The following is a 14,361-nucleotide window of genomic DNA, read 5'->3' on the forward strand; positions in this document are numbered from 1 at the left end:
CATGTGCAGCAGACAAGGCTTTGTGGCCCCGGAGGAGGCCACCTGAATATGCCTCCCGCAGGTTGCGGGAGGCAAGGGCTTGAAAATCAGGCCGAAAGAACCTTGCTGAAGAAGTCGCGCGCTTCCTTGTCCAGACGGTGCGCCTGTTCCTTCAGGTCTCCGGACATGGAGGAGATCTGGCCAGCAGACTGCTCGGTCTCGGTCACTGACTGGCGAACCCGCACAATCTCGGAGACGAACTCTTCCGTGTTGTGGGCTGCCATCTGCACATTGTGGGAGATTTCCGTCGTTGCCGCCGTCTGCTCTTCAACAGCGCTGGCAATGCTTGTGGCAATCTCGGAGACCTTGCTGATGGTCTGGGTGATGAAGCTGATGTCTGTCGCGGCCTGATTGGTCGCCTGCTGGATGCTGGCAATCTGGTCGGTGATTTCCTCGGTCGCCCGGGTCGTCTGGCTTGCCAGTTCCTTCACTTCCGCAGCAACAACCGCAAAGCCCTTGCCCATCTCGCCGGCGCGCGCCGCTTCAATGGTGGCATTCAGGGCGAGAAGGTTGGTCTGGGCCGCAATGTCCGAAATCAGGCTGATGACCGAGCCGACCATTTCGGCGGCAGATGCGAGCTGCTGGACGCTCTGATTGGTCTTCTCGGCACCTTCCACGGCTTTGCGGGCAATCACGCTGGATTCGGACGCCTGACGGCCAATTTCCTCGATGGAACTGGTCATTTCTTCAGTGGCGGCCGCACTGGAAGACACGCTTGCTGCCGTTTCCTGGCACTGGGTATCCATGTTCTGCATTCTGCCGCTGATCGCAGAGGCCACGTCGCCAAGATTTCCGGAGGTGGCTTCCAGCGCGTTGGACGCCTGCCCGACGGTCTCCAGCGCTGTCTTCATCACGCCATCAAAAGTCTCAATCGCAGACTTGATGCCGGCCTCCCGGTTCTCAGCGTCCTGGATCATCTTGTCATGATAGGTGGAAATCGCCAGATCCATATCAATCATGATCAGCTTGTTCATCGCATTCAGGACGCTCACTGCCTTGGAAGGCGAGAAACGGTACTTCTTCATGAAGAAGCGCGTCAGGCGTGTCTGAACAAAGGAGTAGCCACCGATGTACCAGGTCGGGTCAAGATCGATCCTGACGTGGGCGAGGCCGATGCGCCGGGCGCTTTCCAGATATTCCTGTCCAAGACCAGATGTGAAAAGGCCATCCCAGTGATGGGACTGCGCAGCGATCAGCCGCTCTTCCTGATTTCCAATCAAGGCAGCCAGATGCGGAACTGTGCGAACATGCGCATAGAATTCCTTCAAAATGGAAGGAAGCTGATCCTTGACTGCCTGCCAGCCACCTTTGGCAATTGCCAATTCTTCTTGAGAAACCCCGAAAAATTGCTTTCTTGCGTCGATTTCGCCGGCCATCAAGATTTCTCCTTGGAAATGGCTTACAAGCCCTTGCTTCATAAAAATGAAGTAGCAAGCCCATAGTCAACGATCATTTAATCTACCCAAGAAGAACAATTTACACACAGGATTATTACACCAATTTCAGATCATTACGTAATGGTAATGTAAATAATACTAAGCAGGTTGTACTAGGGCGGGATTTGAAAATAATTGTAATTTATAACAATGCCTACGCGTTAACGCTGACTTAAACAGCCCTCAAAAGCATATCAGGATCTGCATTTCCGCCAGTTACAACCAAGCCCACAATTTTTTTGCCGACATCCACTTTTCTTGAAAGAAGTGCCGCCAAACCCACAGCCCCACCGGGCTCAATCACCATTTTCAGCTCCGTGAAGGCAAAGGCGACAGCGGCGAGCACTTCCTGATCGGAGACTTCTACCCCTCGTGCCTTCAGCGCCTGCAGGATCGTGAGTCCCAAATCCCCCGGGGCCTTGGACAAAAGGGCATCGCAGATGGAGCCGGATGTCTTCTGGTTCTGCTCAAGCCTGCCGGAATCGAGCGACCGGGCCAAATCGTCAAAGCCTTCGGGCTCAACCGTCACCATGCGTGCGTCCGGCAAGGATGCGGCGAGTGCAATGGCGACACCGCTTGCAAGCCCCCCGCCGCTTGCGCCAGCCAGAACGGTCTCCGGCTTGAGACCCAGAGCCGCCGCCTGTTCCACAAGCTCGGCGCCGGCTGTTCCCTGGCCCGCGATCACGCCTGTATCATTGAATGGATGCACGAAAGTTGCTCCCGTCTTCGCGCAGAGTTCTGCCGCGATCGCGTCACGGTCGTCCGTGTCCCTGTCATAGGTCACAAGCTCCGCACCCAGTTCACGGGTCCGCCGCAGCTTCATCTGAGGAGCGTCAGAGGGCATGACGATAGTGGCGGACATGCCCAGAAGCCTGGCGGCCTCTGCAACGCCCTGCGCATGATTTCCGGAAGAACAGGCCACAACCCCTTTGGCACGATCGGCCTCAGGGATTTGGCTGAGCCTGTTGTAGGCACCGCGGAACTTGAAGGACCCGGTTCTCTGCAGGTTCTCGGGCTTCACCAGAACCGTTCCGCCGACAAGCGCATCAAGAACCGGAAAGCGCAGCAGCGGCGTTTGAACGGCGACACCGTTCAGCCTGGCGCGCGCATCCGTGATATCCTGAAAGGTGACAGGCAAGGTCATGTCGGCAGATCCTGATGAAAGGCAGCCGGACGGACTGTCCGGCGGCAGGCCCCGACAGTCTACAAACCCGCACAGGATCGGCAAGACGCCTTCCTGTGCCGGTGACATTTCAAGCTGACAGGCTCTTCAGCCCGCCCACCCCAAGCAGGTAAGGCAGGTCAGGCCGCGTCTGCAGCCTTCCCGCGCGCTTCTTCCGCATTGTCCAGGAACTGGCGGGCACTTGCAGCCCAGGTATAGTTTAGCGCGACCCTGCGGCAATGCTCCCTCGGAATATCAAGGGCTGCGAGCGCCGCCTCCCGAAGATCCTCATGCAGGACCCCTGCCCCGGTTTCCCCGATCACATCCAGCGGCCCCATCACCGGATAGGCCGCCACCGGCACGCCGCAGGCCAGCGCCTCCAGAAGCACATTGCCGAACGTGTCGGTCAGAGACGGGAAGACGAAAACATCGGCAGACGCGTAATATCGGGCCAGTTCTTCCCCGACCTTGGAACCGGTGAAGACAACATCAGGATAGCTGCGCTTAAGGCTCTCCAGCTGAGGTCCATCGCCAACAACAACCTTGGTGCCAGGCAGATCAAGCTCGAGGAAAGCCTCGATGTTTTTCTCGACCGCCACACGGCCGACATTCATGAAGATCGGACGCGGCAGGTCTGCGGGCAGGACCGAGCCTTCATAGGGCCTGAAAATGCCCTCATCGACACCCCGTGACCAGCGCATCAGATTGGTGAAGCCGCGTTCGCGCAGATCTGATTCCAGCGTCTGGGTCGCCACCATGCAGCCATTGCCGGAATTGTGGAACCGGCGCAGCCAAGAATAGGACCACTTCAACGGCACAGGCAGACGGGCCGAAACATATTCCGGGAACCGGGTGTGGTAGCTCGTCGTGAAGGGCTTTCCCATACTGCGCGCCACAGAGGCAGCCAACAGTCCCAGAGGGCCCTCGGTCGCAATATGCAGGTGGTCGCAGCCGAAATCGCGGATCCGCCGCCTCACCATGCCTTTATGCGCCAGCGAGAGGCGGATTTCCGGATAGGTCGGGCATGGCAGCGTGCGGAAGGCCTGCGGCGTCAGGAACTCGACCCGGATGCCGATTGCCTGCAGTTCCGACGCCGTCCTTTCAAGAGAACGGACCACACCATTGATTTGCGGATGCCAGGCATCCGTCACGATGAGAAGAGATGTCATGCGGCGACCGCTTGTCCCTTTGCGGACACCGGTTCCCCTGTCGTCGCTGGCCGGACCCATCGGATCACCTCGATTGTTCCATCGTGATGCTCAGCAACCGCGGTGCAGCTTTCCACCCAGTCGCCCGTGTTGATGTAGCGGATGCCGTTCATGTCCCGGTCCGCCGCATGGTGGATGTGGCCGCAGATGACCCCATCGACACCCCGGCGCCGGGCTTCCTCGGACAGCGCTTCCTCGAAGCGTCCGATGAAGCTGACGGCATTCTTGACCTTGAGCTTTGCCCAGGCCGACAAGGACCAGTATTGCAGGCCCAGACGGCGGCGGGCGGCATTCAGCCAGGTGTTGACGCCGAGTGCGAAGACGTAGGCCTTGTCACCGAAGAAGGCGAGCCAGCGGGCATGGCGGATCACCACGTCGAACTGATCGCCATGAATGACCAGATATTTCCGGCCATCCGCGCCCTCATGGATGATGCTGTCCGTGACTTCCACACCACCGAAATGGGTGCCAAGGAAGTCGCGCAGGAATTCGTCGTGATTGCCGGGGACGTAGACGATACGGGCGCCCTTGCGGCCCTTGCGCAGGATCTTCTGCACAACGTCATTGTGTGTCTGCGGCCAATGCCAGGAGCGCTTCAGACGCCAGCCATCAACGATGTCACCAACGAGGTAAACCGTTTCGGCATCATTGTCTTTCAGGAAGTCCAGCAGCAATTCGGCCTGACATCCACGGGTCCCAAGATGAACATCCGAGATGAACAGGGCCCTGTAGTGTTGCGCGGCGGCTGACTTTGCCATGAGCCTCACTCCGTTCAATATCTTGACGGCTATAGACCCGATTCAGGTTGCACTAATGTGACAACAACACGCAGGCAGGCCGCACAAAGCGCAGAAGCCCCTCCGGAATGCTGGAAAGAGTTGAAGTGCCCGGCCGAACCTCGCAACAATAGACAATATCAAGGTGCCGGCCCGCCACCTCGGGACGGACAAGGCATCACGGCCAATTCAGACTGCAGGAGAAAACGGAACCATGGATCTTGGAATTTCAGGCCGCACGGCGATCATCTGCGCCTCCAGCCGGGGCCTTGGCCGCAGCTGCGCAATCGCCCTTGCGGAAGCGGGATGCGATGTCGTGATCAATGGCCGGGATGAAAAAGCGCTGAGGGCCACTGCGGACCTGATCAGGAGCACGACAGGCGTCAGCGTTACGGAAGTTATCGCGGACGTCTCTACCCGGGAAGGCCAGGAAGCCTTGCTCGCGGCCTGCCCCACTCCGGATATTCTCGTCAACAACAATGGCGGACCGCCGCGCAAGGACTATACCGAGCTGGACCGTGCCTCGATGATCGAAGGCGTGATCCAGAACATGGTCACCCCCATCGAGCTGATCCAGGCCGTTGCCGGGCACATGTGCGACCAGGGTTTCGGCCGGATCGTCAACATCACCTCCCTGTCCGTTCGCATGCCGATCGAGGGACTGGATCTGTCCTCCGGCGCAAGAGCCGGCCTCACGGCCTTCCTGGCAGGCGTCAGCCGCCAGATCGCAGGCAAGGGCGTGACCATCAACAACCTGCTCCCCGGCAAGATGGACACGGACCGTTTGAAGGGCGGGTTTGAAAGGGCAGCCAGCCAGAGCGGGCAGAGTGTAGACGCCATTCGCGCAGCCCAGGCTGCAGAGATCCCGGCAGGCCGGTTCGGCACGGCCGATGAATTCGGCAAGACCTGCGCCTTCCTCTGCTCGGCTCACGCAGGCTATCTGACTGGCCAGAACATCCTTCTCGACGGCGGACTGTTCCCGTCGGCGTTTTGAGCCAGGTCCACTGACAAGAAAAGGCCCGGCAGGTTCGCCTGCCGGGCCTTTTTTGATGGGCTTACTGATCAGATGATCAGAACGTGTAGCGCAGGGATGCGGACAGGATATCGACAGACGAGTCGACGGTCCCGATCAGAGAGCCCTTGGTGACCGAGTAGTCCTGATGGCCAGGCACAATACGCAGATCGGTATCGGTGCCGAAGATATGCGTGTAGCCGAAATCGAAGGACAGGCTGTCATTGAAGGCATAGCTTGCGCCGCCGCTGACCCAGATGCGGTCATTGTCCGGCAGACGGGCAGACCGGATGTCCGTGCTGATCGGCGACCATTCATAGGCAGCACCGGCGCGAAGGGTCAGCTGCTGGTTGAAGTCATACTCCATGCCCAGCGCAGCGAAATAACCATCGTTGTAGTTGAACGGCAGCGAGGTCAGGGTCGCACCGCCGAAGTTGTCCAGCGTGACTTTCGGCGCCTTCAGACGGCTCCAGTTGGTCCATTCAAAAGTACCCAGAACCCGGAGGTTATCCATCACGCGCTGCTTGACAGACAGGGTGACCGTTTCCGGCGTCATCAACTCGGTCGTGATGGCATAGGTACCGGCCGGCAGACCACCTGCAGGAACCGGCAGGGCAACAGTACCGCCCAGGCTCGTGGAAATGGTCGAACGGTAGCCGAGGCCGAATTCCGTGCCTTCGAACGGCTTGAAGGTCAGACCCGCCGTCAGGCCAACGCCAGTGCCATCGCCCTCAAGGGCGGTACCTGCGCTTGCGAGGGCCGGAGCTGCAATCGAGTTCTTGAGGCGCACGTCCATGTACTGAACCTGAACACCGACAGCGACAGAGAACATGTCGTTGATCTTGTAGCCGACCATCGGGTTGGCGTTGATCGAGAACACCTTCGAGGACCGGTTGTAGCCAGCACCAGCCCAGTTGCTGTTGGACACCTTTGTAGACAGACCGAACGGCGCGTTCAGCGCCATGCCGAGATACCAGTCATCGCTGAGCTTGTAGGACACATAGGTCGAACCGACCCAAGCGTCGGAAACAATGTCACCGGTATCGACCGCAAACGGCGTTCCGAGAACGGTGTTCGTGCCCTTGATTTCAGCCTGGGGCAGAATGAAGCTGTTGTGTGCTTCAACCGTAAGGCCGTCCTTGGCGCCCGTGATGGTCGCCGGGTTCCAGAACACGGAAGAAATCGACGGCCCCGTGGTGCCGTTCCCCGCAAAGGACATACCCTGATAATAAGCGCTCTGTTCACGCAGGGCGAAACCGCCTGCGAATGCAGCCCCTGCAACGAGCGATGCGATCACCGCCGTCGAGGTGAAGAGAACGGATTTTTTGCTGGCCCACACCATGATTGTCTTCTCCCACTCGCCTCCCCTCCCAAGGAAGGCAATAAAATTCCTTCCTCCATTTCTGCGCAGGTCGCAGATAGACGGCAACAGAGAAGACCGGGAAACTTGGGAAGTGCTTCCGGTTGCAAAACCGGGAAAAACAGGGCGATGCGCATTTCTGCATCGAAAGGTTTCGTCAGATTGTCACGCAAACGACAAGTTTCTGACCAAATCAGGCGATCCGGGCCACATAACCGTGAAACTGCCCACAAAATAAGCAGAGCCACTTTCCCAATCAGGCACTTTTCTTTTTCAATCAAAGTTGCAGAAAAGACACATAAAATGCCCTTAGGGAACCCGTATTTTCCTCAGGACGGGGTGTTTTCAGCCCGGCAAAGCCCCTGTGTGAGCCAGTGAAATAACCAAGCCCGGGCAGGTAGAGAAAAAGAACGTTAGCTCAACGTCCTCCAGACCGCTCACAAGATTCTATCTATTTGAAATTTATAGATAAACCAGAAAAGAAGAGTGAAAAACCTGCCATAAACTCCGCAACAGTGATCCGGCAGAACTCTGCAGTCTGCCGAATCATTGATAAAACTCAGGAGGGAGAATTAACCCCTCTCCTTACGCCTCTCCATCCCGGGCAGCAAGGAAGTGGCGGAGCGACACATTGCTCCAGGGGGCAAGACGCTTGAGTGCCGCTCTGTAGCTCTCATGGATCCGTCCAGACAGATCATCCTTGGCAGCAAACTCCTCCAGAACCTCCACTGAGGTGGACTTGAGCGCCGCGAGAACATCCTGCGGGTAGAACTTGACGGTCACCCCATCTTCTTCCTGCAGAGCCTGCAGGCTTCCGGCGTTTTCCCAGTCACTCTCAGCAAGCGATCTTGCGTTCTCAGCCTGGCATGCCTCTAAGACAATTGCCTGCAGGTCTTCCGGCAGCCCTTCGAAGGCTGTCTTGTTGAGCAGGGCCTCGCCCGTTCCGTTCGGCTCATGAAAGCCCGGAGCGTAGTAGGACTTGACGATTTTCTGGAAACCCATCGCCCGGTCGCTCCAGGGGCCAAGGAACTCAGTCGCATCCACGACGCCGCTTTGCAGCGAGGGAAAGATGTCTCCTGGAGCGAGATTGACAGGCGTTGCTCCAAGACGGCGCATGACCTCGCCGCCGAGACCCGGCATGCGGATCGTCAGCCCCTTCAGGTCTTCCAGTGAGTTGATCTCGCGCTTGAACCAGCCGCCCATCTGGACACCTGTATTGCCCGCCATCACCGGCTTGACGTTGAAGGGCTCATAAAGCTCGTCCCACAGTGCCTGACCGCCGCCCTGCTCGATCCAGGTGATGTGCTCCTGCGGCAGAAGGCCAAAGGGGATAGCCGTGAAGAACACGGAAGCAGGCATCTTGCCTTGCCAGAAGAAGGACGCGGAGTGGCCGATCTGGGCTGTTCCCGAGCCCACCGCATCCAGAACCCCGAGCGAGGGAACCAGTTCACCGGCGGCAAACAGCCGGACATTGAGACGTCCACCGGACATCTTGCCAATCCGGTCACAGAGCCGCTGGGCTGTGATACCCGGTCCCGGCAGGTTCTTGGGCCAGGACGTGACCATCTTCCATTCAAGCACTGCGCCCTGCTCGGTGGCGAGCGCGGGAGCTGCAAGCGGGGCCGCAACCAGCCCGGCACCGATACCTGCACCCAGTCCAAGAGCTGCGCGGCGCGACAGCTTCGACGTGTTGGTTTGCTTGTTCATCTCATAGGCTCCAGAATGCGTGAAAGTGATGGACAGGACCATGCCCCGCCCCGATGGCGAGCCTGTCTGCAGCGGCAATCGCCTTGGTGATGTAGCTCTTGGCCTCGGCCACGGCGTCCTTCAGCGTCAGCCCCTTGGCAACGCCCGCTGCAATCGCTGAGGACAGGGTGCAGCCTGTTCCATGGGTGTTCCGGGTTTCGAAACGGGGAGCCGTGAACCAGTGCTCCTGACCGTTGTGGTCCAGAAGCAGGTCCGAACTCTCCGGACCGGCGCCATGACCGCCCTTCATCAGAACCGCACGGGCACCGAGCTTTTGAAGCGCTTCTGCCTGCTCCCTCATGTCTTCCTGTGTCTCTGCCATCGCGCCGTTCAACATGCGCGCAGCTTCATGCAGGTTGGGAGTAATCAGATCCGAGCGTGGCAGAAGTTCGGCAATCAGCACCTCGACAGCCTCATTGACCAGAAGCGGGTCACCGGAAGCGGCCACCATGACCGGGTCGAGAATGACCGGACCGGTCTCATGTGCATCCAGACCTTGTGCCACACAGCGGATGACATCCGGACGGCTCAGCATCCCGATCTTGGTCGCTGTCACCTTGAGGTCCGAATAGACCGCATCGATCTGCGCCCGTACGAAGGCTTCCGGCAGGTCCTGGATTGCCGTGACCCCGAGCGTGTTCTGGGCGGTCAAGGCGGTCAGAACGCTGGCGCCATAGACGCCATTGGCCGAAAAGCTCTTGAGATCCGCCTGAATGCCCGCGCCACCACCCGAATCCGAGCCGGCTATCGTCACTGCAATCGCGGTCATAAAGTTCTCCTGTCCAAGATGTCGCCTGCGTGAACCACGCCAAGATGCCTTTGCAGATCGCCTTCATTGAGGAGATACAGAGCATCCAGAAGCTCCGGTACGAGGCTTCCTGGCCCCCGGCTTCGGTCAGCGGCAAGTTCCGCAGCTATGTTGAAGATGCTGACGCCGGAAGCCGCAGCAATCAGCGGATCAGGCTCGACCGCAAGGCATGCAGCCAGCACGGCCCCCAGGGCACAACCGGTCGCCGTCACCTGCGCCAGCAAGGGGCTTCCATTGGCAAGCCGCACCTGACGGCCAGAATACACAATATCGTCCTCGGCTCCGGTCACCACCAGAGCAGTTTCCTGCTTCGCAAGCCTCTGCGCTCCGTCCCGATCCGGAAAGAGAACGTCCATTTCTTCCCGGTTGGATTTCAGCAGGGAAACACCGCCGGCCAAAATCTCTCTTGCAAGGGCGCAACGCGAGGGTGACCGCTGAACGAAGACCGGATCCAGAACGATTGGTTTGCCCGCCTGCCTCGCGGCATCGACCGCGAGCGGAATGGCAGCACGGCGCTCAGGCTCCAGCATGCCCAGATTGACGAGAAGCCCATCGGCGCTGGCGGCAAAGCCCGCCACCTCATCGACGGACAGGGTCATGGAAGGAACCGCCCCAAGCGCCAGAAGCACGTTGGCGGTGAAGGTCTGGGCCACCGGATTGGTCAGGCAATGGATGCGCGGTGCGTTTTGACGCAAACGCGCAAGCACGCCCTGAAGCCCGGCAGCATCGAAGATGCGGTCAGACATGGACTGCTCCACGCAAGCACACGCCCTGGCAGGCGCTCTCGATTTCGGGAATGGGTACGGTTACGGCCTTGGCCGGCAAGTCACTCATCTCAAATCCCTCCGCCGGTACAAGCCGGATCAGGTTCAAGGAGTTGGCCACTTGCCTCTCAGCCCGGTCCATTTTTGCCGGGCACCCCCATGAGATGCTGAGACAGCTATCAAGGCCGGAGAGTGATTGCAAGCCTGCCGGGACTGATGAGCGCCACGAATGATTGACTGCGGAAGCCGGATAGGCCATGTCCAAGGCAGCAGACCGCAGTTCGGAGCCTTCCATGATCCCCTTCTTCATGATGATCAAATGCAAGCTCGGCGAGACCTACAAGGTCGCCAGCACCCTCGCAGATGCCGAAATCGCCTCGGAAATCTATTCCACCAGCGGCGACTATGATCTCCTGGTGAAGTTCTATGTCGAGGATGGCGCGGACATCGGGCACTTCGTCAGCCAGAAGGTTCACCCGATCGACGGCATTCAGGACACCAAGACCATCATCACCTTCAAGGCATTCTGACAAAAAGGCCCGCCAGGTTTTCCCCGGCGGGCCTTTTTTTAGGAAGACCTCAAGACTGGCAGGAAAGCCGGTCAGGACTTGGACGGCGACGATGCCCTGCGGACCTTTGTCCGGTCCAGTCCAAGCTTGTGTTCGCGGTAGATCACAAAGATCCCGGCCGCAATCACGATGGCCGCCCCGGCCAGAACTTCGATCATCGGCACTTCGTTAAACAGCAGCCAGCCGAACAGGATCGCCCAGATCATGTTGGTGTAGTCAAAGGGCGCGATGGTCGAGGCATCTGCATAGCGGTAGCTCTGGGTCATCAGGATCTGCCCGACCCCTCCACACAGACCAAGCAAAACCAAGATGCCGGCCGTCTTGGCATCGGGAACGATCCACGCCTGTTCTGCCCAGAACCAGCCGACAGGGATGGTCAGGAGTGACAGGAGGGTCGCCATGCCGGAGAACCAGGTGACAATGGTCGCGGTTCTCTCAAACTCGCAGAGCTTGCGCACGAACATCATGGCGAAGGCGGAGAAACAGGCAGCAATCGCTCCGCACAATGCGCCGAGCGCCTGACTGGAACCAAGTTCGCTCTTGCCCAGGTGCGGAGAGAGAATGATCAGGATACCCAGGAAACCGATCCCCACCGCACTCCAGCGGTAGACGCGTATGGTTTCCTTGAGGACGAAGAAAGCCAGCACGATCACGAACAAGGGTGTGGCAAAGCCGATGGCCGTCGCGTCCGGCAGAGGCAGCAGCGAAAAGGACGTGAAGGAAAAGAGCATCGCCATGATGCCGACACCGGAGCGGCCAATATGGCCAAGGGGATGCTTGGTGTAGAAGGCGATCTTCAGCTCGCCGCGGACTGCCACCATGATCAGGACTGGCCAGAGACCGAAGAAGTTTCGGGCAAAGACGATCTCGCCGATCGGTACGGTCTCGGACGCTTTCTTCAGCGCTACCACCATGACCGAGAAGACAAGGGTCGAAGCAAGTTTCAGGGAAATGCCAAGAAGCGGCGCGTGACTGGTCAGTCCTGCGGTTGAACCCGCAGGGCCAGAGGGAGAGTCTGCGCTGTTGCGCGCCATTGAGCCAATCCAGAGCCGACAGGAAAAAACCGGCGAGGCAGGGTGTCGGGCCCGGAAGCCGCCTCGTCTCAAACGGGTGGATCATCCGCAGGGGGAAAATCCTGAGAAGTCTTGTGGGCAGCCAGCGCAGACAAAGACCGCTGCGAAGGCCAAATCCGTCTTCGACGCACCTGCACAAGATCCTCAAAACACTAGTGAGTGCGGCCAATCGGCGCAACCGCCCGGAGATCGTTTGGATCACAAATCATCAGGCAATCAAACTATTTTATGGGATCCCCTGGAAAGCCTTATGCCCGACAGGCTGATAAGGCATCTCCGCTGTCCGGCACGAGAGGGTCCCGTGCACTCAGGCCTGTTTCTTGCGCAAGGTACTGCGGGCGAAATAGGTCGGATCCGTCCGCATCAGCTTGAGGCATTCGGCATGGGGCAAGGGCTTTCCGAAAAGATACCCCTGCACGGCCTCGCAGCCTTCTTCCTGAAGGAAAGACAGCTGGTCCTCGGTCTCCACGCCTTCCGCAAGCACCGGGATGCGCAGACTGGACCCCAGCAGGATCGTCGACTTCACGATGGCGGCGGACTGCTCGTTCGACGTCAGGCTCATGACAAAGCCCCGGTCGATCTTGATCTTGTCGAACGGGAAGGCCTGCAGTGTCGCCAGCGAGGAATAGCCGGTTCCGAAATCGTCCATGGTGACGCAGACGCCAAGATCCTTAAGTTCCTGAACGATCTTGAGCGCGTGGTGCTGATCGGAAATCAGCCCGCTTTCGGTGATCTCGATTTCGAGCCGCTTCGGTGATAGCCCCGTACGCCCCAGAACCGCCGCCACCTGAAGCGGCAGAGTGTCTTGGGCAAGCTGCATGGGCGAAACATTGACAGCGACGGTGTAAGTCTCCGGCCAGGTCGCGGCCTGACGGCAGGCCTGTTCCAGAACCCAATTCCCCAATTCCAGGATCAAGCCCGTGCTTTCTGCAATCGGAATGAACTCCGACGGCATGATCAGGCCGCGCTCTGGATGGTTCCAGCGCAGCAAGGCCTCAAACCCCTTGAGCTTGCGGGTCGAGGTCTCGTTCTGCGGCTGATAAAGCAGCTCAAGCTGCCCCTTGCGCACAGCCGTCTTCAGATCGATGGCCATGGCAGCGCGGGCACGATTGAACTCTTCCATGCCTTCGCTGTAGAGCGACATGCGGTCACCGCCAGCATTCTTGGCGCTGTAGGCAGCCATGTCCGCCTTGGCCAGAAGATTGTCGGCCAGCTTGCCGTCACGCGGCGCAACCACCACACCAAAACTGCCGCCCACGGTGATCAGCTGATGGTCCCAGCCGAAGGGCGCAACGATTTCCCTACGCAGTCTTTCGGCAAAGGCCAGGGCTTCGCCTGCTTCGCAAATCGGAAACTTGCAGGCGACGAATTCGTCCCCGCCGACGCGGGCCATGAATTCACCGGGCCGCAAAATAGCGCCCACCCGCCGTCCGATCTCGCGTAGCAACTCATCGCCCGCCTTGTGCCCATGCACGTCATTGACGTCCTTGAACCGGTCGAGATCGACGGTAATCACCGCCAGTTGCGCACTCTCGTCTACCTGCTGAAGCAGCTCCTCAAGACGCGAACGCAGATAGAGACGGTTCGGCAAATGGGTGAGCGGATCATGCAGCGCCAGATGCTGGTAGGCTGCGGATGCCTCATTCAGGCTGCGCGTATGAATGGCAAAGGCAGAAGCTACGGTTGCGATGATCAGCAGGGTCACGCTGACAACGGCCAGCAGCATGATGTCATCGGAGATAGCCTGTGCCGGAATTTCAACGCCTGCGATCGGCTCGATCGTGATCGCAGTCATCCCGGTGAAATGCATCAGCACGATGCTCAGCACCATGACCAGGGAGGCCTGAAGAACAGATGTGCGGGAATTCTCCGAACAGGCGAGAACCATGGCAGCTCCTCCGAGCCCCCCGCCAAAGATAACCGACCAGACAACCATGGTGTGATCCCAGATAATCTGCCCCGGGATCAGATAGGCCTGCATGCCGGTGTAGTGCATGAGCGCAACGCCGAAGCCGAAGACGCAGCCGCCGGCGATCTGGCCGTAAATCCTGTCCTTGCTGATGGTCGCCAGATAGAAGCCAGCCCCGGTGGTGAAGATGGCAGACGCAAGGGACAGGAGCGTCAGATACGGCTCGAAGGTACGGTTGAAGGGTACAATGTAGCCCATCATTGCGGAGAAGTGCGTCGTCCAGATGGTGGCGCCGCCAACAAGAGCAATCAGAAACAGCCAGAGCAGACGCCCTGCTCCGGTCATCGACTTCATCTTGCCGAGGAGGTTCATTGTCAGAACCGAGCCAATAACGCAGACAAGGGCAGCAAGAAGAATGAACCGCAGCTCATGATCGACCGCGATACACGTTACAACCGATAGCATTAGGTGTTCCTGAAGAGGTCATTTCCGCGTCCGC

The 14,361-nt window shown here is 59.0% G+C and carries 12 protein-coding genes and 1 riboswitch; of the genes, 2 read left to right on the forward strand and 10 right to left on the reverse strand.

All coding sequences use genetic code 11. The features are described 5' to 3' along the window. Positions 1-86 precede the first annotated feature (86 nt). The 4 genes from BUA94_RS09785 to BUA94_RS09800 form a co-directional block, all read right to left on the reverse strand. Positions 87-1,457, reverse strand: coding sequence for a protoglobin domain-containing protein (locus BUA94_RS09785; protein WP_139251075.1), 1,371 nt, complete (start codon positions 1,455-1,457; stop codon positions 87-89). Positions 1,458-1,647: 190 nt separating this feature from the next. Beyond that, positions 1,648-2,619: a threonine ammonia-lyase gene (locus tag BUA94_RS09790; RefSeq protein ID WP_073012396.1), complete on the reverse strand. Its 972-nt coding sequence runs from the start codon at positions 2,617-2,619 to the stop codon at positions 1,648-1,650. A gap of 158 nt (positions 2,620-2,777) precedes the next feature. Then, positions 2,778-3,806, reverse strand: coding sequence for a glycosyltransferase family 4 protein (locus tag BUA94_RS09795; protein ID WP_073012399.1), 1,029 nt, complete (start codon positions 3,804-3,806; stop codon positions 2,778-2,780). Beyond that, positions 3,803-4,603 (reverse strand): UDP-2,3-diacylglucosamine diphosphatase, encoded by an 801-nt coding sequence (locus BUA94_RS09800; RefSeq protein ID WP_073012402.1) that lies wholly within the window; start codon positions 4,601-4,603, stop codon positions 3,803-3,805. The genes BUA94_RS09795 and BUA94_RS09800 overlap by 4 nt, the downstream gene beginning before the upstream one ends. Before the next feature lie 232 nt (positions 4,604-4,835). On the opposite strand from BUA94_RS09800, the gene BUA94_RS09805 reads away from it, so the two are divergent. Further along, positions 4,836-5,615, forward strand: coding sequence for an SDR family oxidoreductase (locus tag BUA94_RS09805; protein ID WP_073012405.1), 780 nt, complete (start codon positions 4,836-4,838; stop codon positions 5,613-5,615). A gap of 76 nt (positions 5,616-5,691) precedes the next feature. Here BUA94_RS09805 and BUA94_RS09810 read toward each other — a convergent pair whose 3' ends face one another. The 4 genes from BUA94_RS09810 to BUA94_RS09825 form a co-directional block, all read right to left on the reverse strand. After that, the gene (locus tag BUA94_RS09810; RefSeq protein WP_073012408.1) at positions 5,692-6,975 is read right to left on the reverse strand and encodes an OmpP1/FadL family transporter; all 1,284 of its coding nucleotides are present in this window, start codon (positions 6,973-6,975) and stop codon (positions 5,692-5,694) included. Positions 6,976-7,578: 603 nt separating this feature from the next. Then, complete coding sequence (locus BUA94_RS09815) at positions 7,579-8,700, reverse strand: TRAP transporter substrate-binding protein (RefSeq protein WP_073013792.1); 1,122 nt, start codon at positions 8,698-8,700, stop codon at positions 7,579-7,581. 1 nt (position 8,701) lies between these two features. Beyond that, complete coding sequence (gene thiD / locus BUA94_RS09820; protein WP_073012411.1) at positions 8,702-9,508, reverse strand: bifunctional hydroxymethylpyrimidine kinase/phosphomethylpyrimidine kinase; 807 nt, start codon at positions 9,506-9,508, stop codon at positions 8,702-8,704. Continuing rightward, on the reverse strand, positions 9,505-10,293 hold the full coding sequence (locus BUA94_RS09825) for a hydroxyethylthiazole kinase (RefSeq protein WP_073012414.1): 789 nt from the start codon (positions 10,291-10,293) through the stop codon (positions 9,505-9,507). The genes thiD and BUA94_RS09825 overlap by 4 nt, the downstream gene beginning before the upstream one ends. Before the next feature lie 76 nt (positions 10,294-10,369). Next, positions 10,370-10,480, reverse strand: a riboswitch (TPP riboswitch). 124 nt (positions 10,481-10,604) lie between these two features. Here BUA94_RS09825 and BUA94_RS09830 point away from each other — a divergent pair. After that, positions 10,605-10,841: an Lrp/AsnC ligand binding domain-containing protein gene (locus BUA94_RS09830; RefSeq protein WP_073013793.1), complete on the forward strand. Its 237-nt coding sequence runs from the start codon at positions 10,605-10,607 to the stop codon at positions 10,839-10,841. A 71-nt stretch (positions 10,842-10,912) separates the two neighbouring features. Here the strand turns inward: BUA94_RS09830 and BUA94_RS09835 are convergent, their stop codons facing one another. Then, a complete protein-coding gene (locus BUA94_RS09835; protein WP_084081909.1) occupies positions 10,913-11,914 on the reverse strand; it encodes a DMT family transporter in 1,002 nt (333 codons plus the stop codon). Positions 11,915-12,260: 346 nt separating this feature from the next. Beyond that, on the reverse strand, positions 12,261-14,327 hold the full coding sequence (locus tag BUA94_RS09840; protein WP_073012417.1) for a bifunctional diguanylate cyclase/phosphodiesterase: 2,067 nt from the start codon (positions 14,325-14,327) through the stop codon (positions 12,261-12,263). Positions 14,328-14,361: the final 34 nt, after the last annotated feature.

This window comes from Roseibium suaedae, assembly GCF_900142725.1.
In the GTDB taxonomy this organism is placed as follows: Bacteria; Pseudomonadota; Alphaproteobacteria; order Rhizobiales; family Stappiaceae; genus Roseibium; species Roseibium suaedae.

Excerpts from the sequence above, each read along its gene's own strand:
- BUA94_RS09785 (WP_139251075.1), bottom strand. The coding sequence starts at position 1,457 with ATGAAGCAAGGGCTTGTAAGCCATTTCCAAGGAGAAATCTTGATGGCC.
- BUA94_RS09790 (WP_073012396.1), bottom strand. The coding sequence starts at position 2,619 with ATGACCTTGCCTGTCACCTTTCAGGATATCACGGATGCGCGCGCCAGG.
- BUA94_RS09795 (WP_073012399.1), bottom strand. The coding sequence starts at position 3,806 with ATGACATCTCTTCTCATCGTGACGGATGCCTGGCATCCGCAAATCAAT.
- BUA94_RS09800 (WP_073012402.1), bottom strand. The coding sequence starts at position 4,603 with ATGGCAAAGTCAGCCGCCGCGCAACACTACAGGGCCCTGTTCATCTCG.
- BUA94_RS09805 (WP_073012405.1), top strand. The coding sequence starts at position 4,836 with ATGGATCTTGGAATTTCAGGCCGCACGGCGATCATCTGCGCCTCCAGC.
- BUA94_RS09810 (WP_073012408.1), bottom strand. The coding sequence starts at position 6,975 with ATGGTGTGGGCCAGCAAAAAATCCGTTCTCTTCACCTCGACGGCGGTG.
- BUA94_RS09815 (WP_073013792.1), bottom strand. The coding sequence starts at position 8,700 with ATGAACAAGCAAACCAACACGTCGAAGCTGTCGCGCCGCGCAGCTCTT.
- thiD (WP_073012411.1), bottom strand. The coding sequence starts at position 9,508 with ATGACCGCGATTGCAGTGACGATAGCCGGCTCGGATTCGGGTGGTGGC.
- BUA94_RS09825 (WP_073012414.1), bottom strand. The coding sequence starts at position 10,293 with ATGTCTGACCGCATCTTCGATGCTGCCGGGCTTCAGGGCGTGCTTGCG.
- BUA94_RS09830 (WP_073013793.1), top strand. The coding sequence starts at position 10,605 with ATGATCCCCTTCTTCATGATGATCAAATGCAAGCTCGGCGAGACCTAC.
- BUA94_RS09835 (WP_084081909.1), bottom strand. The coding sequence starts at position 11,914 with ATGGCGCGCAACAGCGCAGACTCTCCCTCTGGCCCTGCGGGTTCAACC.
- BUA94_RS09840 (WP_073012417.1), bottom strand. The coding sequence starts at position 14,327 with ATGCTATCGGTTGTAACGTGTATCGCGGTCGATCATGAGCTGCGGTTC.